The 22,479-nt window shown below is 67.9% G+C and carries 20 protein-coding genes; 9 read left to right on the forward strand and 11 right to left on the reverse strand.

Features of this window, described 5'->3' with window-relative positions:
- Nucleotides 1-142 precede the first annotated feature (142 nt).
- The 8 genes from ACNNMR_RS19160 to ACNNMR_RS19195 form a co-directional block, all read right to left on the reverse strand.
- Nucleotides 143-3,121 (reverse strand): BTAD domain-containing putative transcriptional regulator, encoded by a 2,979-nt coding sequence (locus ACNNMR_RS19160; protein ID WP_419995853.1) that lies wholly within the window; start codon nt 3,119-3,121, stop codon nt 143-145.
- A gap of 545 nt (nt 3,122-3,666) precedes the next feature.
- On the reverse strand, nt 3,667-3,858 hold the full coding sequence (locus tag ACNNMR_RS19165; RefSeq protein WP_419995854.1) for a hypothetical protein: 192 nt from the start codon (nt 3,856-3,858) through the stop codon (nt 3,667-3,669).
- Nucleotides 3,859-3,906: 48 nt separating this feature from the next.
- Complete coding sequence (locus tag ACNNMR_RS19170) at nt 3,907-4,554, reverse strand: hypothetical protein (protein ID WP_419995855.1); 648 nt, start codon at nt 4,552-4,554, stop codon at nt 3,907-3,909.
- Nucleotides 4,551-5,240, reverse strand: a complete 690-nt coding sequence (locus ACNNMR_RS19175; protein ID WP_419995856.1) for a hypothetical protein — start codon at nt 5,238-5,240, stop codon at nt 4,551-4,553. The genes ACNNMR_RS19170 and ACNNMR_RS19175 overlap by 4 nt, the downstream gene beginning before the upstream one ends.
- Nucleotides 5,237-5,620 carry a hypothetical protein gene (locus tag ACNNMR_RS19180; RefSeq protein WP_419995857.1) on the reverse strand — a complete coding sequence of 128 codons (384 nt, stop codon included), beginning with the start codon at nt 5,618-5,620 and terminating at the stop codon, nt 5,237-5,239. Before ACNNMR_RS19180 ends, ACNNMR_RS19175 begins: the two co-directional genes overlap by 4 nt.
- Before the next feature lie 71 nt (nt 5,621-5,691).
- On the reverse strand, nt 5,692-6,972 hold the full coding sequence (locus ACNNMR_RS19185; RefSeq protein WP_419995858.1) for a putative T7SS-secreted protein: 1,281 nt from the start codon (nt 6,970-6,972) through the stop codon (nt 5,692-5,694).
- A 4-nt stretch (nt 6,973-6,976) separates the two neighbouring features.
- The gene (locus tag ACNNMR_RS19190; RefSeq protein ID WP_419995859.1) at nt 6,977-7,270 is read right to left on the reverse strand and encodes a hypothetical protein; all 294 of its coding nucleotides are present in this window, start codon (nt 7,268-7,270) and stop codon (nt 6,977-6,979) included.
- Between the two features lie 54 nt (nt 7,271-7,324).
- A complete protein-coding gene (locus tag ACNNMR_RS19195) occupies nt 7,325-12,040 on the reverse strand; it encodes an FtsK/SpoIIIE domain-containing protein (RefSeq protein WP_419995860.1) in 4,716 nt (1,571 codons plus the stop codon).
- A 243-nt stretch (nt 12,041-12,283) separates the two neighbouring features.
- Here ACNNMR_RS19195 and ACNNMR_RS19200 point away from each other — a divergent pair, with 243 nt between their 5' ends.
- The 3 genes from ACNNMR_RS19200 to ACNNMR_RS19210 all read left to right on the forward strand — a co-directional run bounded on the left by ACNNMR_RS19200 (nt 12,284) and on the right by ACNNMR_RS19210 (nt 13,643).
- Nucleotides 12,284-12,571 carry a WXG100 family type VII secretion target gene (locus tag ACNNMR_RS19200; protein WP_419995861.1) on the forward strand — a complete coding sequence of 96 codons (288 nt, stop codon included), beginning with the start codon at nt 12,284-12,286 and terminating at the stop codon, nt 12,569-12,571.
- A gap of 112 nt (nt 12,572-12,683) precedes the next feature.
- Nucleotides 12,684-12,980: a hypothetical protein gene (locus tag ACNNMR_RS19205; RefSeq protein WP_419995862.1), complete on the forward strand. Its 297-nt coding sequence runs from the start codon at nt 12,684-12,686 to the stop codon at nt 12,978-12,980.
- Nucleotides 12,981-13,019: 39 nt separating this feature from the next.
- Nucleotides 13,020-13,643 carry a hypothetical protein gene (locus ACNNMR_RS19210; protein ID WP_419995863.1) on the forward strand — a complete coding sequence of 208 codons (624 nt, stop codon included), beginning with the start codon at nt 13,020-13,022 and terminating at the stop codon, nt 13,641-13,643.
- 30 nt (nt 13,644-13,673) lie between these two features.
- Here ACNNMR_RS19210 and ACNNMR_RS19215 read toward each other — a convergent pair whose 3' ends face one another.
- Nucleotides 13,674-14,435, reverse strand: a complete 762-nt coding sequence (locus ACNNMR_RS19215) for a hypothetical protein (RefSeq protein WP_419995864.1) — start codon at nt 14,433-14,435, stop codon at nt 13,674-13,676.
- Nucleotides 14,432-15,886: a hypothetical protein gene (locus ACNNMR_RS19220; RefSeq protein ID WP_419995865.1), complete on the reverse strand. Its 1,455-nt coding sequence runs from the start codon at nt 15,884-15,886 to the stop codon at nt 14,432-14,434. The genes ACNNMR_RS19215 and ACNNMR_RS19220 overlap by 4 nt, the downstream gene beginning before the upstream one ends.
- Nucleotides 15,887-16,042: 156 nt before the next feature.
- Between ACNNMR_RS19220 and ACNNMR_RS19225 the strand changes: the two genes are divergently transcribed.
- The 6 genes from ACNNMR_RS19225 (at nt 16,043) to ACNNMR_RS19250 (ending at nt 20,198) form a co-directional block, all read left to right on the forward strand.
- Nucleotides 16,043-16,624, forward strand: coding sequence for a hypothetical protein (locus ACNNMR_RS19225; RefSeq protein ID WP_419995866.1), 582 nt, complete (start codon nt 16,043-16,045; stop codon nt 16,622-16,624).
- Between the two features lie 249 nt (nt 16,625-16,873).
- A complete protein-coding gene (locus tag ACNNMR_RS19230; protein WP_419995867.1) occupies nt 16,874-17,173 on the forward strand; it encodes a WXG100 family type VII secretion target in 300 nt (99 codons plus the stop codon).
- A 2-nt stretch (nt 17,174-17,175) separates the two neighbouring features.
- Entirely contained in the window at nt 17,176-18,405 is a 1,230-nt protein-coding gene (locus tag ACNNMR_RS19235) for a putative T7SS-secreted protein (RefSeq protein WP_419995868.1), read from the forward strand.
- Nucleotides 18,406-18,423: 18 nt separating this feature from the next.
- Entirely contained in the window at nt 18,424-19,008 is a 585-nt protein-coding gene (locus ACNNMR_RS19240) for a hypothetical protein (RefSeq protein WP_419995869.1), read from the forward strand.
- The gene (locus ACNNMR_RS19245) at nt 19,001-19,669 is read left to right on the forward strand and encodes a hypothetical protein (protein WP_419995870.1); all 669 of its coding nucleotides are present in this window, start codon (nt 19,001-19,003) and stop codon (nt 19,667-19,669) included. Before ACNNMR_RS19240 ends, ACNNMR_RS19245 begins: the two co-directional genes overlap by 8 nt.
- The gene (locus ACNNMR_RS19250) at nt 19,662-20,198 is read left to right on the forward strand and encodes a hypothetical protein (RefSeq protein ID WP_419995871.1); all 537 of its coding nucleotides are present in this window, start codon (nt 19,662-19,664) and stop codon (nt 20,196-20,198) included. Before ACNNMR_RS19245 ends, ACNNMR_RS19250 begins: the two co-directional genes overlap by 8 nt.
- Before the next feature lie 114 nt (nt 20,199-20,312).
- Here ACNNMR_RS19250 and ACNNMR_RS19255 read toward each other — a convergent pair whose 3' ends face one another.
- Entirely contained in the window at nt 20,313-22,442 is a 2,130-nt protein-coding gene (locus ACNNMR_RS19255; RefSeq protein ID WP_419995872.1) for a serine/threonine-protein kinase, read from the reverse strand.
- Nucleotides 22,443-22,479: the final 37 nt, after the last annotated feature.

Below are 22,479 nucleotides of genomic sequence, written 5' to 3' on the forward strand. Positions count from 1 at the left end.
TCCGTTTCGTATGACTATCTTCCTTAATGACCGGATGTGTGCTGCCTGAGATCGCGTTAGTTCCCTCGATCGGCACAGCACATGTCATGCATCCGGCGGCAGGGGTGGCGGGTGGCGGCTGGCTGCCGCGGCTGGTTCGCGACTAGTTCGCTACGGCCCGCGCGCCCGCCCGCCAAGTCGGCAGCAGCTCGTCGAGCAGCGCCTCCGTACGCGACGGCAGCCCGCGCGCGCCGTGCAGCGCGGCGGACCGGTCGAGGAGCTCCGCCGCGGTCGCCCGCAGCCGCTCCTCGTCGCCGGTGGCGTGCACCGCGCGCAGCAGTTCCAGCCACAGCCGCTCGTCCGCGGGCGCGGTCACCAGCGCGGCCTGCACCGCGGCGGCGGCGTCGGCCGGGCGTCCGCCCTCGCGCCGCAGCTCGGACAGCGCCATCCCGATGTCGGCGGTGAGCAGCGGCAGCTGCGCCTCGACGATCTCGTTCGACAGCCACCCGTACCGCCCCTGCGTCCGCGTCGGCAGCATCGGCCCCTCGACCAGCGCGAGCGCGTCGGCGAGCAGCCGCTCCTTGACCGCCGGGCTGTTGGCGCGCCCGGACTCCAGCGCCTGGTGGTGCAGCGTCCGCAGCACATCGAAGTCGCAGACCACCGACTCGGCGAGGCGCAGCCGCCCTTCCTGGTCGCGCCGCAGCCGCTTACTGCCGCTCGGGTCGCTGCCGAGCCAGGTCTCGAGCCGCTCGATGAGCGCATCCCGTACGTCCTCGGTGACCCCGCGCGGCCACAGCGCCGCAGCGAGCACCTGTGGGTGCACACCCTCCCGGTGCAGCAGCAGCACGGCGAGCGCCTCGCACATGATCGGCCCGCGCTCGGCATCCGGCTCCGGGAGCCCGCTGATCTCGTACGTGCCCATGAGCCGCGCGAACACGGCGGGCCGCCCGCTCTCGGAGAGGTCGACGAGGAAGCCGGGGTCGGGGGTGGCCTCGGCGCCCTCCCCCTCGGCGCTCGCGTCCACGCCGGCGAAGAGCTGCACCAGCGCGTCGTGCTGGGCCGCCGGAATCTGCTGCGCCTTGAGCTCGAGCCCGAGCAGCGGGGCAGACAGCGTCCCGTCCGCACTGATCTCGAACTCCCACGAGGCGCCGCGCAGGTCGCCCTGCCCCGTACCGATGAGATAGCCGATGCCGAGCCGGGTGGCGCCGGAGGCCAGCTGGGCGAGCTTCTCGGCGTCCTCGCTGCTGGGCTCGTCAGCGAGCAGCACCAGGTGCGGCGCCCACTGCGAGTCGCCGGCCCGCCCGGCGCGGCCGGTGAGCACGCTGTCGTGCCCGGCGGCGCCGAGCGCTCCGGTACGGGCCCGGGTCTCGGTCTCCATGGTCTCGACGAGCGCCGGGATGCCGTCGAGGTGCCGCATCCGGTCCGGCGCGAGCGACACGAGCCGCTCGCCGAAGCCCACCAGCGTCACGGTCATGCGGTCCGACCACCCGCTGGTGCCGAGCTCCGCGGCGATGGCGGAGAGCACGGCGACGCGGTCCTCTTCCGTGCCCTTGAGGGAGCCGATGCCGGGCACGGACTCGAGATTCAGCAGCAGCCGCGCGTCCTCGCGGGTGCCGAGCGAGACGAGGCCGGGGTAGGGGGCCGCAGGCGCATCATCGCCCTCGCCGATGTCGTACGCCTCGGCGTCGGCCCGGTCGATGCACCAGAAGGTGTCGTCCTGGTCGGTACGCCACGGGGCCGGCGGCTCGCCGGCGGCCCCGGCGAGCTGCAGGAAGAGCTGCCGCTCGGTGAACCACGCGGCGTAGATCACCGGCAGAGGGCGAGACGCCTCGCTGAGCGACTTGGAGAGCCCGCGCAGCGCACGATCGAGGAAGCGCACGCCGCCCCGGTCGGCGCCGACGAGCAACGCGTCGCGGGCGAGCGCGGCGGAGCCGTTGGGCTCGGGGCTCGTACCGCGGCGGCCGAAGACGGTCTGCAGCAGCGCCTGCCGCCGGCGCTTCCCGAGCAGGGCGAGGAGCCCGGCGGCGAGGAGGGGGGCGCCGATGAGGGCTTCGGGGAGGCCGATGGCGTTGTCGCCGGACTCGGACGCTTCGGCTTCTGTTTCGGCTTCGGCTTCGGAGCGATCGGCGCGGTCGGCGTTCGGGACCTGCTGGGCATCGATGCCCTTGGAGCCGCCGCGGTCGACGGCAGGACCGGTCTTTTCATCCCCGGGCGGCGCGAGGCGCTGCCCTTCGCCGGAGGTGGCGTGCTCATCGTGATTCGGGCTGCTTTCGTCGTACTTCTGGAGCTGCTCGACGATCCGCTCCGGCACCTCGACCTTCTCGTCGGGCAGCTGGACGAGCTCACCGCCGTGCGCGTCGGCGGGCATCTCCATGATCCAGCCGGGCCGGATGAGGCTGGCCTGACTGAGCTTGGAGCCATCAGGCTGGATGCGCTCCTTATTGAGCTGGTAGATCTCCTTGTACCGACGGCCATCATCAAGATGCCGCTCGGCAATCTCCCAGAGCGAGTCGTGATGACGCCCTTCGGGCGGCTGAATCCGATAGAACTTCGTATCCCGCTGCCCCTGCTCCTTCTGCCCCGGCTCCTTGACCTGCGGCCCGGACTGATCGCCATCGGGAGTGGTGATATCCACGGCAGGCCGCGCCTCATGGGCCCCACCGGGCGTCTGCTGGGCGGTGGCGGCGGGCTGCCGCTGATTCTGCTCGAGCTGCTGCCCGAGCTGGCTGAGCCCGGGCGCGAAGCTGGCGGCAGTGGCGGTGAGAAGCAGCACAGCGGCAACAAGCTGCCGAGCAAGCGCCTGACTGGCCCCGGCCCCGGGCACCCGCCCGGGCATACCGACCCCGGAAGCGGCAGCCTTCGCCTCAACAAGCACACAGGCAGCGAACTGCGCCCACGCAAACCAGACGACGACAGCCAGCACATTGACGAAAACATCGCTGGTCACGTCTTGAGTCAGCAGGTCGAGGGAGGGCACTTCATGCGGCAGCGGCCACCCAACAAAATAGGCGAGCGCGCCGGGCACCCCGACCACAAGGAGGACAAGCGCGACAAAGGCGAAAAACGCCCGCACAAAGTCCCCAAAAGTCCGCCGCCGAATCCTGACCGGCACCGGAGTCCTGTTCGCCGCTGAACGCGCCATACCGCTTCCTCAGACCCTTTCCCCGCACCCCGTAACAAGCAACCACTGACGTTACCTAAAGGGACGGTGAGGGTCGAGGTCAGCCAGGTGACGGGGCGGTACGGGTAGGTCACAGGGGGGTGTGAGGAGTGTAACGGGGGCGAGCGCGCCGCTGGACTGGAAGGCGGTCTCGCTCGGCACCCGGCCTCCGAGCGCGGCGAGCCTGGCGGCAGAGGGGCCGCCGAACCGCTCCGGACTCAGCGGTAGGCGGTCCGTCTCGGACCCAGCCGCGTAGGCAGGCCAGGGAATCCCGGACCCGCCGCGACGCCCCTCCCCGCACCACGCCCACGCGGATCTCGCGACGCCAACCAGGCTGCTCTTCAGCCAGTTCCCCGGTAGGCGAATCGTTCACTCGACGGTCAGATTCGCACTTCCCGATTACGCGGATACCGAGCCGGCCATCCGAATATGCCGACAGGGCTGAACATCGCAGGCCAAGCCAAGCCACGCAGCAACAACCCCCAGGCCGACTACCACCCGTTTCAGCGACAGCAGTTGCTGCAGAGTCAATCCACCCAGAAGGAGCAGGAGACCCAGAATCCGCCTAACGCCAGGTACAGGCGGGTCAGTTTCACATCCCAGTCACGATCTGAATCTGCGGCGTAGGCGACAGCGACGACGTCGGCACCAAAGGCAAGAAGATCGACGGCGCGAGGACCAAGCCAGACGGTCTTCGTCTGGCAGATGCCTTCGGACAAGGAGGAAGCAGCCGCCTTGGACGCTGCCGCGGACTACATATCCGCGCGTCACCCATCCAACTCCGAGTCCGGACTGATGCGGATCGTCCGGGCGAACTCGTCGATGTCATCGAGAGCGCGAAGGATTCGGCTGGCGTCGGGGTCTGCCAGAATTACCAGGACATCTGCGGCTTCCGTGCCCTTCTCGTAGCGCCAGGCATAACGGAGCCCTACGTGTACCTCGTTGCTGCCCTCGTCCGGGTCCTGGTAGTAACGCAGCACCCGCAAGCCGGATCCCAGGTGCGGGGACTGGAATTCCTCCACGATGGGGGGCTCGATGGCATACTCCGCGTTCGCGTGGGTTAGAGCGCGAAGAGCCGTCTCCCGGTCCTCGCCCTCCTCGATTTCGACCAAGTCGACGTACGCGGGCAGTGGAATCTCCCGCGGGTGCTGGATGTGCAGAAAGACCTCAAAACCCGGAAAGGCGGAAGGTGCTCTATTGGCATACATCACCAGCATGTCGGTGAGCAAGTCGACTTCTCCAGGTTGCGGCTTCTCCGACTTGAAATCCTCCCAGATACCTGCAGCAAAGTAGCGTGCCCATGCCTCTGGTGTTTGCGCTTCCGCAACGTCTTCAAGGCCTGGTTCGGGCCACATGAGTGGGATTCGGATCCAGGGGGACAGACGCATGGCGTGCTTGACGTTGAGCCAGCTCATTCATAACTCCATTTGAACGTTCCGACCACGGCGTCGAACAACTCAACCAGTACGTCGGTGAACTCGCTCTCGAGATCGCCATTCCCAGGCGTGGAAAAGTTGATACTGATCCAGCGACTGGGATCGTCAACTACAGGGATCACGTACTCGACTCGACGGGCAGGCAGAGCGGTTTGCTGTACGGACTCCGGTGCTGAATGCAGCTTATCCGGGATAGAAGCGGTCTTATAGGAGCGCCGGAGTGCAGATTTCCCAGCCACTTCGACCTTCGCCGCTGTTCCCTCAGGGACGTCCTCGTTGGCCAGTTCCGCGATTACTGCCTCCGGAGGAGCGGGGCGGTCCACGACCTGACCGACCGGCAACTCAGCGACAATGAAAGAGGCCATGAGGAAGATCCCGCCACGCGGGCGCACCGGGAGATAGAGGTCAAGGCCGCCATTGCGCCTGGCCGCACGGGTCTGCTTCTCGATCTGGCGGCGCACGTCCAACCGGAAGCGCATCGCATCGTCCCTGGGGATGCCGTCCGGGACCTGGTCCATGTGGGAGAAGAGGATCTTCTCGAGCGCCTCCTTTGTGCCGGCGCGCAGGGGGATGCGGACCCAGCCGGGAGGCAGGATGAGTTCATAGCCGTGCGGAGCTGGACCGCCAGCAGGCGCTAGTTCCTGCTCGAGCTCGGATTCAATCATGCGGAGCTCTGTTTCTGCATGCGCTGGCAGGCCACGAGGATCGCTGCACAGGCAATAACAGAGATCGCCGCCAGCCAGCTATAGGCGATGGTAATTAGGTTAAACAAAGCGTACCCGATGGCACACATCTTAAGGGTCTGAGCGAAGTGGTCACCCCTTCGTCTACGAATTAGCTCTCGATGCACAATGAAAACGACCAGCATGCCGAGTGGTGCAATCATAGTCGGCCATGCCGCGTAACCGCGCGTAAGCCAGTCCATATTTCCGTACTTACTACCTAGATCCTGAAAGGCGAGGATGAGGATCGGCGCGACAGCAAACACGGAAAGATACTTCACGGCCCTGGCTTCGTCGACATTACTCCCCAAATAGAAGCCCACAATCCCTCACTCCCTACCTTCTCGGCTAGAATCCACGGCACTGACCTTGTAAATGATGAATATGCGGGTCGTCACCAGCGACTCCCGACTTCACGGGTTAGAACATCCTTGACGTCCCCATAAGGCTCTCCGACCATCTTTTCTCCGAACTTGTCCAACGCGTCGACCCCGGTCGCCGCCCCATAGTTCACCCGGAACTTGGCTACCTTCTTCAGTGACTCGTCGGCCGCCCTCACCACATCAGCATTCCCGCTGAACTCTGCCCGCATCCGTTTGGCGAACTTGCTCGCACTGGCTACTTCGCCGTCACCGCCAAGAACGCGCTCCAGTCGGGACGCGACAGGTCGAACTTCCCCTGAACCGAGCCGACGCAGCGATTGTTGCGCTCGCAGGGCTTTCTGACCGCGATCCGAAGCGGCCCCGTAGCGCATGATGTTTCTGTTGATCAGCTTGCGCAGATTCGTATACCGCTCGAACCGGCCTGCCCTGCTGACCAGCTTCAGCGACGCATGCGCGGTCTTGACGCCCTGCATAGCAATTTTGCCGAGCCCAAACGTCGCCAGCGCGAAGACGTCCATGGCGACATCCGTCCAGTTCCCGTCGCCGGAGAGAGCCAGCATGGTGTGCCCGACCCCAACCAGCGCCGTGGCAGTAATGGCGAACACCGCCATGGCAGTAGCCAGCCAACCGACCGGCGTAAAAATGAGGGCGAGAATCCCGACGATCGTCGCTGCCCAACTCAGAACCTCAACGACGGTTTTGATCCAGTCCGCGTTCTCATGCACCCAGTCCTTGAAGTTCTCCCACCCACTGTCCTTGATGATATCGCTGATGTCATCACCGATGTTGTCGGCATAGTGTTGTGCTCTTGTGTCTCGGTGGGAGACGACGCCGTACAGGCGCTTGCGGTATGACGCCAAATGATCGTCCGGCGCGTAGGGCGGATGATAGTAGGGGGCCAGTGACACGCCTTTTTTGGCCTCTTTGGCCGTGTGTTCCTCGTCGGCCTTCTTCGCTGCCTTGAGGATCCCGTCGGCATCCTCCTGAATGTCCTCTAGTTCGTTTGCCCACTTGCCGAGGTCACCCACTACCCGCTCGTAGCGGGCAGCCGTCTCGCGGAAGTGTTTCTCCAGGTCGTCGGACTTCTCGCGGATCTTGTCCGCGTACTTGCCCTCCAGCGCCTCGCCGTTCGCGACCTTCCTGAGGATGGCGGCCTGGTCGCGAAGGTTCTTGGCCATGTCCTTCATCTTGCCGACCTCGGTCCGGATGTCTTCCGGATCCCCTGGGACGGGGTCCTTCTCGGCGAGAGGATGCCAGTCAACGGGGCGCTTGCGGCCCTTTCCGGCTGCCATCAGGTCACTTCCCCTCGGACTTGTTCTTGAGGTCGAGATCTACTTTCTGAAAGCCTTTCAAGGCACTCTCGACCCTGCCTCCGAGGTCGTTCACATTCTCCAGCAACTCACGTCGGTAATTGTCCCAGTTGTTCACGAATTCACTCATTTTACCCGCGATACTGTCGGCACCCCAAATATTGTCGATGTCGTCGCGGTGCTTCTCCATCCCCTCAAGGACCTTCTTGATGTCATTGAGATTGGACTTCGAGGTCCCAAGCAGTTCGTAGTCGGCCCGAAGCCGCTCCTTGTCCCCCATGCGTCACCTCTTGCCGCTACGTTTTGTTCTGCCTTCTTGCCGGGGCAGCCCTTACTACCCCACCGGCACCGTCACAGTAAACGCCTCCCCGCTTCCCAGGTGCAGGAGGCCCTTGCCCGGGGTTACCGAACCACCCACCGAGCCGCGGGACAAGCGGACGCCGATCAGTTCACCCGCGGAGGTGTCTTGGGGGGAGAGGAGGATGCCGCGCTTGGACTTTTTGATGTCTACCTGCCAGCCGCTGAAGCCGGAGCAGACGTCGTCCTCGTCGCCGGCGATGACGATGGCGAGGCCGCGTTCGGCGCCGGTTTGCATGATCTTTTTGAATTCGTCTTCTGCTTCGCAGTCTTCGAGCATTTCGCCGTCGTCGATCAGGATGACGATGGGCTCCGTCAGCGAAGACGACTCCACCGCCTCCGTCAATTCGTCTTCCTCGATGTCGCTGCCGGTGAAGACCTGGAGCACGCCGTCCTGGCCCTCCAGGTCTCGGAGGGGGGACATGCGCGGGGCGGCGATCACCAGGCGGACGCCGCGGCCGAGATACGAGCGGGCCAGGTTCATCAGTACGGTGGAACGGCCGGACTTCGCCGGGCCCGCCACCACGAAGCCCGGGACGCCCTGAGCCAAGTCCGGGCCGAAGGCGGTCAGTTCGTCGCCGCCGACGCCGACCAGGCCCCACAGCGCAGACGCCGAGGTCTCCGGGTCGCGGTGCTCCCACGCCTGGCCGAAGGCGATGCGGCTCGGCAGCGAGTCCACCCGGAAGGGGCGGCGCGTCCGCGGCACCGCCGCGTCCCGCGCGGCCGCCGCCTCACCGATCGCCACCAGCGCGGCGTTCTGGCCCTGGCCCGTCGCGTCCTCGCTCAGCAGCGCGAACTGCGTCTCCCGGCCTGTCTCGTTACGGAAGGCCCGGCCGGCCGGGATCTCCTCCGGGACCTTGCGGGCGTTCAGCCCGATCATCGAGAAGTCCGTACGGTCCGAGAGCCGCAGGGCGAACTTGTCCTCCGTAAGCGAGCTGATGCGGCCCGTCAGCAGCTGCCGGTCGCCCGTGATCACCATGTGGATGCCGACGCTCGCGCCCTCGCGCATCAGCGTGAGCAGCTGATCGGTCAGCTCGCCGTGGTCGATCTCGCCCAGGGTGGGCATCCAGCCCTCCCAGCGGTCGAGCAGCACCACGATGTGCGGCAGCCGCTGGTCCTCGGTGGCAACTGCACGCTGCTCGCCGATGTCCGCGTAGCCGTCCTCCGCCAGCAGCTCCTGGCGGCGGGTGGTCTCCGCCGACAGGCGGCTGATCAGGCGGACGGCGCGCTCGGTCTGGTTGCGGCCCACCACCGCGCCGCAGTGCGGCAGCTTCGTCAGAGCGTTCAGCGCGCCGTTGCCGCAGTCGATGCCGTAGAGGTGCACATCGGCCGACGAGTGCGTACGGGCCAGCGAGCCCGCGATCGTGCGCAGCACCTGCGAGCGGCCGCTGCGCGGCGCGCCGGCGATGAGGAGGTGACCGAAGGTGGCGAAGTCGATCGCCGCGGGGCGGCGGGCCTGCTGGGCGGGCAGGTCCTCGATGCCGTACGGGGCGAGGGGCAGCGAGCCCTGCGCCGCGCCGATCTCGGCCTGGACCTCGTCCAGCAGCACCTGCTCCGCCAGCGCCGGCAGCCACGGGCTGTGCTGCTGCGGGATGCCCAGCCGGCCGTTCGCCTCGCGGACCGCGTCGACGAAAACCTTCAGGTCGGTGATCTCCTCTTCCTCCTGCGCCTCGCCCTTCGGGCGGACCAGTGCCGCGCGGCCGAGGTCCGCCCAGTCGAGGACGCCGGTCCACGGGGCGGCGGTCGCCGGGTCCGCGGTGCCTGGGCGGCGGCCGCCGACGCGGCCGGACTGGAAGGGGATCAGGGACGAGGCGCCGGTGCGGACATACGCGCGACCGGGGGTGTTCTTGGAGATGTTGCCGGCCTCGGGCGAGTCGATGACGTCGCTCGATTCGCCGCCGTCCGTCACGCGGAGCGCGATCCGCAGGTTGGTGTTCGCGCGGATCTCCGGCGACACCACACCACTCGGGCGCTGTGTCGCCAGCATCAGGTGGATGCCCAGCGAACGGCCTCGCTGCGCGATGTTGACCAGGCCCGTAACGAAGTCGGGCAGGTCGCGCACCATGGACGCGAACTCGTCGATCACCAGCAGCAGGCGCGGAACCGGCTGGTGCTCCGCCGGGTTACGGCGAACCAGGTCCTGGTAGTCCTCGATGTCCTTGGCGTCGGCGGCGGCCAGGATGTGCTCGCGGCGGTGCAGCTCGGCGCCGAGGGACTCGAGCGCGCGCTCCACCAGGTGCGCATCGAGGTCGGTGACCATGCCGACGGTGTGGGGCAGGTGGACACAGTCCTTGAAGGCCGAGCCGCCCTTGTAGTCGACGAGGACGAACGTCATGTTCTCCGGCGTGTTCGCCGCCGCGAGTGCGGCGACGATCGTCTGCAGGAGCTCGGACTTACCGGAGCCGGTGGTACCCGCGATGAGGCCGTGCGGTCCGTCCTTGCGGATGTCGATGCCGAAGGGCCCGTCGTACGACTCACCGATCACCGCGACCGTGGACTGGCCGCCGACCTGCCAGCGGGCGGCGATGGCGCCGGCGGTCGGCGGCTCCATGTCGATGACGTCGAGCAGCCGGCTGGCGCCGGGCAGGGCGCTGTCCTCGGCCTCGCCGCTGATGTCGCGCAGCGGAGACAGGGAGCGGGCGACGCGGGCGCACCAGGCGGGCGAGACGAAGTCGGGGCGTACGCCCATGATCTTCGCCTGGTCCTCCTGCTGCACCCGAAGCCGTAGCGCGGACTCGTCGACGACCTGGTGCGCGGCCATCGGGCCGCCGGCCGGGGCACCCCAGCCGCCGAGCGACGGCAGCACTCCGGCGGACGTTCGCGCAGCCGGGGCCGGGGCGGCGGCGGCCTGCGCGGCAGCCGCGGCAGCCGCCTCACGCTGCCGACGCTTGCGGCCGCGCCGGGAGGTGTCCTCGTCGCTGTCCGGCGGGGTCCAGTCCGGCTTGCCCGTGTCGGACGGGTCCATCTCGTGCGCGGCATGTTCGGAGTTACGGGGCTCCGCGATCACGATGCCCTTGCACTCACCGGGCAGGAACCGCTCCTCGGCGTCCAGGCACAGCGCGTACATGGACACGGCAGGGCCCTCCTGGAGCAGACGCACCACGCCCGGCATGGAGCGCAGCCGCCGCGAGCCGTCCCAGACGACGACGATGTCGGGGTCGGAGAAGCCCTCGACGCCGCGGTTCTCCTTCGCCGCCTGCTGGCGGGCGTCGAGGATCTGGGTGAGCTCGCCGACGCGGGCGCCGACAGTCTCGGCGTCGTTGCCGATGAGGACGTTGGTGTCGTGCGCCCCCGAGGGCCGGGAGTGCGGCAGCCAGCGGACCCACTGCCAGCTGGCTTCGCCGGTGGCTTCGGTGAGTACGTAGAACTGCACGTCCAGCGGGCTGTGCAGGGTGGCTGCCTGAGCCACCGCCCAGCGGGCGACGCTGCGCGGGCTGTCGCCGGGGCCGGCGATGCCCATGATTCCGAGCTTGGCCAGGTTCAGCGCGACCGGGGTGTCCGCGATGTGCCAGGCGACCTGGCGGCGGTGCTCGTCCATCTCGGGGTCGTCGAGCACGACGGCGGACGGCAGGCGGCCGGTGCCGAGACGCAGCAGCAGGTGGTCGGCGTCGCTGCGGCGGCGCTCCCACAGACGGGTGCGCGGGCCCGTGCCGACGGCGAGGACGGTGCCGGGGTCGGGGTGGCTGTGGCGGGCGTCGAGGCGCTCCAGGACGAGCGCCTGCTCTGCATCCCGCTCGATCCGGGCCTTGTGCTCGTTGTACTCCTTGACCTGTTTCGCGTGGGACTTGCGGCCGTGCTTCTTGTCCCAGTAGTAGTTGCCGATCAGCATGATGGGGCTGAAGATGGCCATGATCAGGTAGTACCAGCGCCCCATCACCATGGCCATCGTGATCGCCATCACCAGCGGCGACAGCGCCATCAGCCAGGGCAGCGGCCGGGCCTCGTACTCCTTCGGCGGCTGCGGCAGCCGGAACTTCGTCTGCCGCTCCGGCGGACGCAGCCGCGGCGGGCGGTTGTAGTCGAGACCGGCACCGTCGTCGGACCACTTCAGCGCCGCGTCCGGGGGTGTGTAGCGCGTCACTTCGATCAGGGTGTTGCCGATGGCGAGCTGGGCGCCGATGGGCAGTTCGTCGCTTTCGAGAAGCATGCCGTCGATGCGCGCGGTCTTCTTGGTCTGCTCGCCGCCGTGCACGACCACCTTGCAGGTGCCGTCGGCGTTGACCGTCAGGGTCGCGGCGCGGTCCGGGAGCTCGGGGTCGTCGATACGGAGCTGGCAGGCGGCGCCGCTGCCGATGTCGTAACGCCCGATGCCGAGCCGGTGCACCGCACCCGCGCCGGGCCCGCCGGCGACGCGCACCTCGGCGAGGCCGGAGAGCTCGCCGGGCAGCGAGCCGGCCGGATCGTGCAGGCTCACCACGGCGCCGTCGCGCAGCGGGGAGGTGGTGACGGTGTGGGCCGGGTCGACGTAATAGCCGTCCACATAGAGCGCTGGGCCCGCATTGCCGCCCTGGGCGCCTTGCCCGTTTCGACTGTTTTGTCCGGGAAGGGAGATCACCTGGCCACCCATGCCGCCACCGGCGCGGCCCGCCAACTCCCTGGCCACGTCATCGATGCGCGACTCGGCGTCGGCATCGAGAACGAGGTCGGTGCTGGTGCCCGCGTAGGGATCGACGACGGTCAGGTTCAAACGCACGGACATCCTCCTCGGATTACCTCACTGCGGTGTGACGATATCGTCCGGGGGCGACATGGGGCAGGTGAGGCTGATTACGAGCATCCGGGGCAGCTGGGGGCAGTAACACCCGGTGTGGCTGAACTGATGCACAGCCGTGAAACTGAGTGACTAGTGTGATGTGCTGCGCGGGCCAGGAGGGGTCAGTGCAGCCCGGTTGCCGGGAGGGGGAGACCTCGCGGCCTTAACGGAGGGAAGTGAACCGTGTCAAAAGACCTCGATGTGACATATGAGGACATGCGGGCCGCGGCGAAGAAGATGAACCGCGAGAAGGAGAAGATCGAAGACAAGCTCAACGATCTGAAGACCTACATCGACGGCCTTCTCGAGAAGGGCTTCGTCACCCGCAAGGCCTCGAAGAAGTTCGGCGAGGACTTCACCGAGTTCAAGCAGGGCATGTCCAAGACCAATGAGGGCCTCGACGGTCTGGCCAAGTACCTGGAGACCGCTGCGGACTCGTTCGAGCAACTGGACCAGGAGCTCGGCAAGTAATCGCATGCACTGTAGGGCCCAGGGCAGCCGGCCGCTATCGACTCGGCGCCGTCCTGGGCCCTTGGCTGCTGCCCCTTCTCCACCCCGCGCCCCAGGCGCTACATTTACCTGCATGTCCTTCCTGAGATTCGCGTTCGACGAGGTCAGCGAGATGTCTCGGACGCTTGAGACCAGCGGCGGCAGGATGAAGAACGCCTCGAAAGGGCTGGCACGCGCAGAGGCCGGTCAAATCGGACACGATGGTCTGCGTTCCGCCTGCGACGACTTCGCGGGCTCCTGGGACTACGGGTTCGGGCAGCTGTCAAAAATGACCAAGGGCGTTTCGAAGTTCTCCAAGAAGGCCGCGGAGGAGTTCGACAAGCTGGATCAGAAGCTGCGCGACGAACTCGAGAAGTCCAGCAAGAAGTAGGGTTGACCAGTTGATTGTGCTGGTGACCCCGGAGGCGTTATGAGGCTCAGGCGACAGCTGTGGAAGCTGCTCGCGGAAGGCGAACAACAGGGCAGGTACAGCACTCAGCTCCCCTGGCCATCGATCTGGCTGTTCGCCAAGCTGGCCTATATCGCAGAGCAATACGGGTATCGCTACGGCGGTCTCGACCCCGACTATCCGCGGGACCACCAGCCGCCGCAGCACGTTTTCTATCGCCTGCCCGATGCGGCGGAGCGCACTGCGCGGACGGAGCGCGCGTTTCCGCGCGCCCACAGCGGCGGCCGGCTGCCGGGCATGTTCCCCTGGCGGGCACCGCTAATCACCAAGCCGCATGCCCGGCGGGAGGTACGACTGTTGCACGCCCGCATCAAGGTGGACTACTTCGGCGTGCTGGGATGGGAGCGGATGCGGGGCTGGCTGTTCGTCATCCCGGCCGTGATCCTCGTCATGATCCTGGTGAACGGCGAATTCCACACCACCGGCCTGCTCATCGGCGGTGGCATCGCACTCGTGCTGACCGCCCTGATGGCCTGCTCGAAGGCGTTCATGCGGCTGCGGCACGCCTCGTACCGGCGCCTGCTGGAGCGCGAGGGCATCGAGTGGCCGCCTCCGGCCGATATCGACAGGCCCGGGGCGCGCTGACCATTCCCCGGCGACCAGCCCCAGCACCGCCTACTCCGCGGCGTCGGCCTCCGGCACGTCGAAGGAGAACGTCCTGGCGATGTACGACAGCCGGCCCGTGTACGAGTCGAGAAGGGCAACGGTGGGCGTCGTGATCGTCACGTACACGAAGTAGTCACGCGGCGCCGGGATGATCAACTGCAGCGTGGCCATGGGGACCTGCTCCGGCACCATCGCGGGGCTGCCCGCCATGTCGTCCCCCGCGCCCGCCGCGATCGCCTCCAGGTCCGTCCTGCTGATCGTACGCACCGACGCCGACATGACGCCGGGACCGCAGGGCAGCTTGGCGGCGAGCAGGGTGTCCCGCGTGCCCTGGCGGCCCTTGGCCCGCTCGAAGTCGATGGTCTCCATCCTGGGGTCGTCGGCGAAGAAGGTCTTCTCCTTGGCCCGATACACGCCCTCGGCCGCAATCAGCGGGTCGGTGTGCTCGCTGCGGCGGGCGGCCACGACGAGGAGTCCCATGGAGATCTGGTAACCGTCGTCCCCGTCCTCGTACCCGAGGCACAACGCGACATCGGTCAGCGTCTCCTCCAGGTCGAACAGCGTCGGGAGAGCGGCGATCATCTGCCGGGCATAGCGCTCGTGTTCCTCCGCACTCGCCTCCGGCATGAGCTCAGCCGCCGCACTCGTCCAGTCCGCCTCCCTCGTCGGGTCGGGGATGGCCAGGAACTCCTCGGGGAGGCTGTAGCGGAACGCGTACGCCACATCCTCGAGTCGCTCGCCGGGCTGCTGCGCCACCGGGTCCGCGGTCATGCCGTGGCTCCGCTTGCGGGTGCCTGCAGTCCGCCATTGAAGGTGCTGCCCGAAGAGGCGACCGGCTTGCTGAAGTCGCGGTCGGGATCCACGAAGTCCCAGATCTTGTTGCCGCTGCTGACGAAGGGTGCGTCCTCGGCCACGCTGAAGTCGGTGTTCAGCCACCGCCCGGAGTTGAGGTTCGAACCGCCGGCCAGGGCCACGCCTCCTCGCGTCCAGCGCTTGTCGGCCAGGGTGCCGCGCGAGATCATGTTGTTTCCCTGATTGATCAAGCGGTCTCCCCGCGCAATCTGCCGGTATCCCGTGCGCATTTCCTTGAAAGCGTCGAGTGAATTGCGCGCGCCCGCACCGAGATTCTTGAAGCTCTGCTTCCATTTGAGCGGGTTCTTCGAGAAAGCCGACAATTGCGCCTTGAAACCCCTTGTGCTCTGCAGCATTCGGCCCGCTTTGACGTTGGCCTGCCCGAGCGATTTGACGTAATTTCCTGCACCGAGCACGCCCTTACCCTTACCCGCGAGGCGCATGCCCTTCAGGGCACGGGCGCCGGCGAAGAGCCCGGCGGCATCCCAGGCTAGCGTCTGCCAGGTAACCCCCTCCGCACCCCCCAGCATGGCCCCGGTATGCGCCAGCAACGCGCCCGCCGCCACCGCGAGACCGATCCATCCCAGACCGGGCACACCCAGCATTGCGAGGATACCGATGACCATCGCCGCGTCCGCGAGGAAATCGCCGATAGCTTTCCAAAATTCGGGGTCAGTTATGGACTTGAATGCGTTCTCAAGTATCTTTCCGAGATCGTTGAGCGCCGACTCGAACCAGTTGGGCTTGGGCGGCGCGTCATCGCTGGCCTCCTTGATGCGGCGGGCGGCATCGTTCGCCTCGGTATTGAACTCGCCGTGCAGGCTGTGCGCCCGGCTGCGCACTCCCTCAAGCTCACCGTTGGCCGATGTCAGCGCGGCGTTCTTCGCCTTCTTGTCCTTCTCGTGGTCGTCCTTTTCCTTGTCCGACATGTCCGTGGTCTTGGTGGGCAGCCCGTCCACGGCACCCTGGGCGCTGCTGACCTTGCTCGCCGCCTGGGCCGCCTCCTCCTCAAGCCGTCGCGCCCGGCGCTGGAAGTCAGCCAGGCTGGTCTGCCACGAGGACAGGGCACGGTGCGCCTGGTCGAGCGATCCCAGAGCCTTCTTGAGGTAGGGCGGGATCTCGACGACGGACTCGCTGAACTTGTTCGCCGCCTTGCCTACCCAGATGCCGTCGGACTGGCCGATCTTCGTCACTTCCGTGTGCGCGGACTGCCCTTCGCCCGTCACCTTGCCGACCGCGGCCACCAGCGCCTGGAGCTCCGTAAGATCACCGGGAGCCGGGTTGAAGCCAAGGTGAGGAAAACCTGATTCGTATCCCACTTCGCGCCTCCCCGACAGCCGCCGCGAATCGGCCGTATCGTGCTCTGCCATCAGATGTCTGCACTCTACCGATCACATGTGCGGACGAAGGTGGCGTGCGGAACCGTTACAGAAGTGAGGACGGACCGCAGCGGGCTACCGGTGTCGCGCCGGGATGACACGGGGGACAAGGGCGACAGGGGGGGACGCGCAGTGGACCTGGGCCGCATGCTGAACGGGCTCATGGAGGCCGGCCGCCAGGGGATGGCCGAGTACACGGTGCGGCCGTACGCCCTCTCCCGCCGGAAGTTCGCCTCCTTCGCGTACGTAGCCGATCAGCTCGGCTACCGCTACGCGGGCCACACCCCAGGCACCGGCGCCACCAACAATCCGTACTTCACCTTCCGCCGTACCGCGGACGCACCTGAGCGGGCGGCGGCGGCGATGGCGGAGTATCCAGGGATCCTGCACGGTGGCCCGCTTCCCGGCATGCGGCAGGGCGGCGGCCTCGACCCCCTTCCGGAGGTCCGGGCCGAGGTCGGCCTCTTCTACTCGCAGATGGTTCTCGACGGCTGCGCCCGGTACAACCGGCGGGTGCTGCCGAACATCGTGCTGCTCCTCGTCGCGGCGGTCGTGATCCTCGCGATCGCCGGTTTCCCGGCCACGGGAACGCTGATCGCCGGCGCCATCTGGCTCGTCTTCTTTGCCCTGTACCTGCTCGGCCTCACCATCAGCCGCCGCCGGGCCACGACACACGCCGCGCGGCTTGCGGAGGCGGGCGTGCAGTGGCCACCGCGGGGCGGACGCTGACGGACAGCGGGCCCTGGCCCGCTACGCCCTCCTGACCTCCGCCGCCCCCTCGCGGAACTGTGCAGCTCACCTGCCAGTTCCTGCTCACCGTCGGATACGCGCCTGTGCACTGGCTGGATACCCGGCATGGAGAGCGGCGTGTGTGAGCAGTGTGGAGGCGACGGGAGGGGCTGGAGGAACCAGTGGGACTGCAACTAACGTCGGTTGCGCAACGTCAACCTCGCACCACAACCTGCCTGAAGGGGAACCATGGGCGACGGGATCAAGGCTGATCTCAAAGTCATACGGGCCTGCTCCCGTGCCCTGTACCGGATCCACCGCCAGTTCAAGGACCACGGCAACCCGGCCGACGGGTACATGAGCGACCTCGGATACGAAGGTCTCCGCGACGCCTTCGATGACTTCAATGACACGTGGAAGAAGACCCGCGGGAAGCTGGTCGACGAGCTGGAGGAGCTGGCCAAGTTCACCGAGAAGGCGGCTGACGGCTACGACCGGGTCGACACCAAACTCGCCAACGCGCTGCGCAAAGCAGCCAAGGAGGGCTAGCAGTGCCCCGCCGCCCGCAGAACTGGGAGCCCCTGCACGACGGTGACCCGGTGCCCGGAGACCCGGAGGACGTCGCCGAACTCGGCCGCAAGCTGCGCAAGATGGCCGAGGCCATCGACGATCAGTCCCGGAACATCAAGGCGCTCTCCTCGGTGGAGGGATGGGACAGCGACGCCGGCCGCAAGTTCCACGAGATCGCCGACGGGACGGCCGGCCGCCTCCGCAAGGCCTACGACCGTTACGACGAGGCCTCGAAGGCATTGGGCACCACCGCCGACCCCGACCCCTCCAATGCGTACGCCAGCGAGCTCAGCCGGGCGCAGAAGATGGCCGACAAGGCGCTGGAGGACTTCCGTACCGCCGAATCCGAGCACAAGGCCGCCTCGCGTGGGCTGGAGCCCTTCCAGGACAAGGAGGGGCCGCTCAAGGAGAAGGAGCGGACGGAGCGCGGCCAGCTGGTCAGCAAGCAGCAGAACGCGACGCAGGCGATGTACGACGCGCGCGAGAAGCTGCGGGAAGCGATGGAGATACGCGATGACGCCGGGCGGAAGGCATCCCGGCACATCAAGAACATCGTGCACCACGATGAGGTGAAGGATCCGGGCGGCTTCATGGACTGGATCGCCGATCATGCGGATGTGTTCTCCGCGATCGGAGCCACGCTGGCCGTGGCGGCGCTGGTGGCGGCTGTGGTCCTGACCGGTGGGGCTCTCGCCGGCGCGCTCGTGGTCCTCGCGGCGGTCGCCAGCGCCACCGCGCTGGCCGGCCACTCGTACGACATGTTCGCCCGGGGCGCGAAGTTCGACGCGCTGAAGCTCGGCATGGACGTGCTCGGCATCATTCCCGGCTTTGGCGCGCTCAAAGGGCTGACCGCCGCCGCCAAAGGGGCCCGTTTCGCCGCCGCCGGCAAGGGCGCCTGGGGGATGTTCACAAACGGCATGGCCACCAAGGGTGTGAACCTCGGTGCCAAGCTGATCAACAAGCTGGGGGTGGCCCGCATCCCGGCGGCCGGATTCCACCCCGAGATCATCACGCGCTACATCAAGGGAGCCGGCTTCGCGGGCGCCGCGTACAAGATGGGCGACCGATGGGACGTACCCGAGAAGGTGGGGGACGCCGTCGAGGACGTCAAGAACAAGGACTGGCCCGACCCCAGAAATCTCCCCCGGGACATCATCCGGTCGGTCACCCCCAATGTGCCGGCCGCCGGCCCCTTCATATCCGCCCTGTAGACCGTTCCGAGGAACCTCATGAACGAGAATCCCCCCACCTCCAGCCATACCTTCTTCGGCCAGGAGGGCTCGTCACACGACCTGGTGCCCTCGTCCGTCATCGCCGCCGTCCCCGCGGCACGAGCGGAGGCCGAAGAGGCGAGCCGGGCGCTGCGGCTCAACTTCCTCGACGACGCTTCCGTGTTGTGGATGCTCGAACAGCGCCAGGCCGATCAGCAGAACGCGGGCTCCAATGCGGCGGGCTGCCTGAGCGGTCTCCTCATTTCGGTGGCGGGCATCGGCGGATGGGCGTTCTGGGATCTGGTGGCCGCGGAAAAGCCGAAGTCCTTTCAGATCGCCGCTATCGCCGGTCCCGCGGTGCTCGCCGTGCTCGGCCTGGTCATCCTCGTCTGGGCGATGCGGCGCGAAGTCAAGGACAGGACGCGGGTGAACGCGCGCGTCCGTGCCCGCGCGTACCGAAAGATCGTTGCGGTTGCCCGGAAGGGCGGCGCCGACATTCCCAGGATGTACCCCTATTACGGCCTGTACGCCACGTCCCGCACCTTCCATCCCGATGCCCCCGAAGCCCCGGGCAAGCCGGAGGCCGGCCGCAGCTATGAGTGACGCAATCGGCCTCGCCGCCCAGGACCTTCACGTCCGCTGGGTCATGCCCGAGGCCTTCCACGACATACCGGTCGGCCTCCCGGAAGACGAGTCGCTCGATCTCCTCGAGAAGCTGGCCCGTGAAGTGCTTCCGGACGCCCAGGGCGACGAGGGCGTTCGCATAGCCGTCGCCTGCGCACTCAGCATCGACGACCTGGAGGCCGCCGGCGCCCGCTACGCGGGCATGTGCGTGGTCAACGCCGACGGCGCCCCGGCCGCCGCCACCGTCTACGCCACCGAGATCCCGCCGGACGGCGATGATGACGCCCCGCCCACGCAGCGCGACATCGCCGCCTCACTCCGCCTGCTGGGCAACGGCGACATACGCGAGATCGACATCCCCTTCGGCCCGGCAGTCGCCTATATCGGCTCCCGCGCAGCGAGGCAGCCCGACGCCCTGACCGACGGCGCGGCGAGCGACCCGATCGGCGTCTCCTTCATCCAGGTCCACGTGCCGCTGCCCAACCACTCCGTGCTGATGATGGAGATGTCCACCCCGACCGAGGCCGGCTGGGAGGCCTTCTCCCGGTCATTCGCCGATACGGTCCGCAGCATCCGGGTCTTCGACGAATCCGGCGCACCCGTGTGGATGGCGGACCTCACGCCTGCCGCGCATGCCTGAGCCCGCCGCCCCGCCCTCCGACTACGGGCTGCTCGTCCCCCGCGAATGGTTCCGCGTCGACCTGGTACGGGACGGCTGGCGGCCGCAGCTCAAGACCTTCACCGACCACCACACGTCCGGGCTCGACGCCGAGCGACGGCAGCGACTGTGGCGCAGCCTGTGCGCCGCCGCCGAGGCCGGAGTGGCGCGCGGTGGGCTGGAGTTCTATCTGCTGCCCGGCCTCGGTCCCGAGGCTCCCGTAGCCGCCTCGCTGATCGTCAGCGTCCTGCCGCCGCCCGTGGAAGCGGTGGCCCGCGACGCGCTCCTCGCGGACCTCGCCACCCGGCACGGCGAGCGGGCCGCGCCGGTCCAGCTCGACGCGGGCCCGGCGGTGGCGGTGGAGTCGGCCGACGGGCTCGACGTCTACGTGCCGATGCCCGATGGCGTAGGCGGATGCCTGGTCCTCACCTTCGACTCCGCGGCCGGACCGCTGCCGGAACTGTCCCGGCTCTACCGTGCGATTGCCGGGTCGCTGCGCTGGATCCGGTGAGGCCGCGGTCCGTCACACCGCCGGCAGCCCGTACACGTTGTCCGTATGCGCAGCGAAGACCCGCCGCCCCGCCGCCGCGAGCCACCACTCCCCGTCGTCGCGTACGCCGTCGTTCTACGTCCAGCGCAGGCGGCCCGTCTTGGGGTCGAGCGCGTGTACGCCGCCGTTGTCGAAGTGCGTGGCTCCGTAGAGATTGCCGCCCGCCTTGACGAAGCGGGACGGGGTCACCTTCTGGACGGTCTCGTCGCTGTGCCACAGGACGTCGCCGCCGCGGGCGTCCACCGCCCAGACGCCTTCCTTTGCCACCGATGCGTATACGACGCCGTCGATCACGGTCACCGGGGAGTTGAAGGGGTTTCCCTGCTTGCTGCGGACTTCCCAGAGCTTTCTGCCGGACTTCAGCGCGAAGCAGCGCAGCGTGTCGCCGCCGATGATGAGCGTGTCGCCGGCGAGGGCCGGCACTCCGGCGTTCCGGTCCACCTTCTTTGTCCACACCTGGCGGCCCGACGTGGCCGAGCGGACCGTGAGGTCGTACATATCGCCCGGGCCGGGGGCATCCGCGTACGCGAGATAGCGGCTGTTGGCGACCGCGTCCAGAGTGGTGAGGCCGGTGCCCTTGTCCCGCGGCTCGTGCCACAGCACCCGGCGGGATTTGATGTCGACGGCGGCGACTCCGGTGCGGGGAGCGCCGGAGCCGGTCGCGTCCGCCAGCAAATAGACGTGCCGGTCGTCTGCCGCGATGGGGCTGGGGTTGGCGTACTTGGCGCCGAGTCGGCTGCGCCAGGCCTCCTTGCCGCCTTTCGCGCCCAAGCCGACGAAGTCACCGTCGTACGCCGTGCTCTTCAGAAAGATGAGGCCGCCACTGGCCACCAGCCGGGCATCCGGCGAGGCTTCGTCCTTCGCGAGCCATGTCCGGTCCCCGGTCACCGGGTCGTACGCCGAAACCCGCTCGCCCATGACGACGAGCAGGCCGCCGATCATCTGCGGAGATACGGAGTAATTCGGGCTGACCTTGCCAACGGGGGTACGCCACAGCATTTTCGGTGCCGTGCCTGCGGGTGGCGTCTTGAACGCAGCCGGGTCAGGCGCCTGATCCGTGCTCTTCGGATCGGGCTTGTCCTCCTCGCCACCGCCGGACAGGGCCCATGCCGCCCCACCTCCGACGGCAAGGACACCGGCCCCGGCACCCATGAGCAGGAATCGGCGGCGGGAGGGTGAGGGGGAGGCGGCGGGCGGTGCCGCCGGCGTGGGAGCCGTGACCTGGGTGGGCGTATAGGCCCCGCCGCCCGTGGTCATGGTGGCTTCAGGACCGGCACCGGCGCCGGTTCCGGTCGGCGCCCCGCCCTGCCGCAGCGGCGCATCCGTGTCCAGGATTGTCCCCGCATGCCGTGCGATGGTCGAGGCGACCGGCCCCGGCAGCCATGACGCCAGCAGGCTCGGCAGGCCCTGGGGTGCCAGGTGAGCGGAGATCGCCGCCGGCAGGGGCCGCTGCCCGGGGTCCTTCGCCAGCAATGCCGTGATCAGACCGCGCAGTTGCGGATCCACCCCGCCGAGGTCGGGCTCCTCGTGTACGACCTGGTAGAGCAGCGCCGCCGCCGTGCCCTCACCGAAGGGCTGACGGCCGAGCGCTGCGTAAGCGAGCACCACGCCGAGGGAGAACACATCCCCCTGCGCGCCGGGCATCTGCCCCGTCGCCTGCTCGGGCGGGATGAACCCGGGCGAGCCGACCACGACACCGGTGCTGGTGAGGTGGTCGCCGTCGGCGGCACGGGCGATGCCGAAGTCGATCACTCGGGGGCCATCGGCGGCCAGGAGCACGTTGGAAGGCTTGAGGTCCCGGTGAATGAGGCCGACGCCATGGATCACGGACAGTGCCTCGGCGAGCCCGGCGCCGAGCGCCTGGACGGTGACGGGCGGGAGTGCGCCGTGCTGCTCGATGACGTCGCTGAGCGAAGGGCCGAGGACGTAGGAGGTGGCCAGCCACGGGATCGCGGCATCGGTGCCCGCATCCACGACCGGCGCCGTGAACTCTCCGGCGACCGCACGCGCCGCCTCCACCTCGCGGCGGAAACGCTCCCTGAAGTCGCCGTCCTCGGCGAGTTCGGGACGCACCACCTTCACGGCGACCGTACGACCGCCCGCCGACCGGGCGAGGTATACGCGCCCCATCCCACCGGCCCCCAGGCGGGCAATGAGGCGATACGGCCCTATGGCCTCCGGGTCCTCAGGCAACAGCGGCTGCATCAGCAGCCACCCCCCAACTCATACATAGACAACCCGG

The organism is Streptomyces boninensis, assembly GCF_048572725.1.
In the GTDB taxonomy this organism is placed as follows: domain Bacteria; phylum Actinomycetota; class Actinomycetes; order Streptomycetales; family Streptomycetaceae; genus Streptomyces; species Streptomyces boninensis.

What these genes read in the sequence shown, in the direction of transcription:
- ACNNMR_RS19225 (WP_419995866.1), top strand. Translation starts at nt 16,043, where the DNA reads ATGCTGAACGGGCTCATGGAGGCCGGCCGCCAGGGGATGGCCGAGTAC.
- ACNNMR_RS19170 (WP_419995855.1), bottom strand. Translation starts at nt 4,554, where the DNA reads ATGAGCTGGCTCAACGTCAAGCACGCCATGCGTCTGTCCCCCTGGATC.
- ACNNMR_RS19160 (WP_419995853.1), bottom strand. Translation starts at nt 3,121, where the DNA reads ATGGCGCGTTCAGCGGCGAACAGGACTCCGGTGCCGGTCAGGATTCGG.
- ACNNMR_RS19240 (WP_419995869.1), top strand. Translation starts at nt 18,424, where the DNA reads ATGAACGAGAATCCCCCCACCTCCAGCCATACCTTCTTCGGCCAGGAG.
- ACNNMR_RS19250 (WP_419995871.1), top strand. Translation starts at nt 19,662, where the DNA reads ATGCCTGAGCCCGCCGCCCCGCCCTCCGACTACGGGCTGCTCGTCCCC.
- ACNNMR_RS19205 (WP_419995862.1), top strand. Translation starts at nt 12,684, where the DNA reads ATGTCCTTCCTGAGATTCGCGTTCGACGAGGTCAGCGAGATGTCTCGG.
- ACNNMR_RS19220 (WP_419995865.1), bottom strand. Translation starts at nt 15,886, where the DNA reads ATGGCAGAGCACGATACGGCCGATTCGCGGCGGCTGTCGGGGAGGCGC.
- ACNNMR_RS19190 (WP_419995859.1), bottom strand. Translation starts at nt 7,270, where the DNA reads ATGGGGGACAAGGAGCGGCTTCGGGCCGACTACGAACTGCTTGGGACC.
- ACNNMR_RS19175 (WP_419995856.1), bottom strand. Translation starts at nt 5,240, where the DNA reads ATGATTGAATCCGAGCTCGAGCAGGAACTAGCGCCTGCTGGCGGTCCA.
- ACNNMR_RS19210 (WP_419995863.1), top strand. Translation starts at nt 13,020, where the DNA reads ATGAGGCTCAGGCGACAGCTGTGGAAGCTGCTCGCGGAAGGCGAACAA.
- ACNNMR_RS19245 (WP_419995870.1), top strand. Translation starts at nt 19,001, where the DNA reads ATGAGTGACGCAATCGGCCTCGCCGCCCAGGACCTTCACGTCCGCTGG.
- ACNNMR_RS19215 (WP_419995864.1), bottom strand. Translation starts at nt 14,435, where the DNA reads ATGACCGCGGACCCGGTGGCGCAGCAGCCCGGCGAGCGACTCGAGGAT.
- ACNNMR_RS19255 (WP_419995872.1), bottom strand. Translation starts at nt 22,442, where the DNA reads ATGCAGCCGCTGTTGCCTGAGGACCCGGAGGCCATAGGGCCGTATCGC.
- ACNNMR_RS19230 (WP_419995867.1), top strand. Translation starts at nt 16,874, where the DNA reads ATGGGCGACGGGATCAAGGCTGATCTCAAAGTCATACGGGCCTGCTCC.
- ACNNMR_RS19185 (WP_419995858.1), bottom strand. Translation starts at nt 6,972, where the DNA reads ATGGCAGCCGGAAAGGGCCGCAAGCGCCCCGTTGACTGGCATCCTCTC.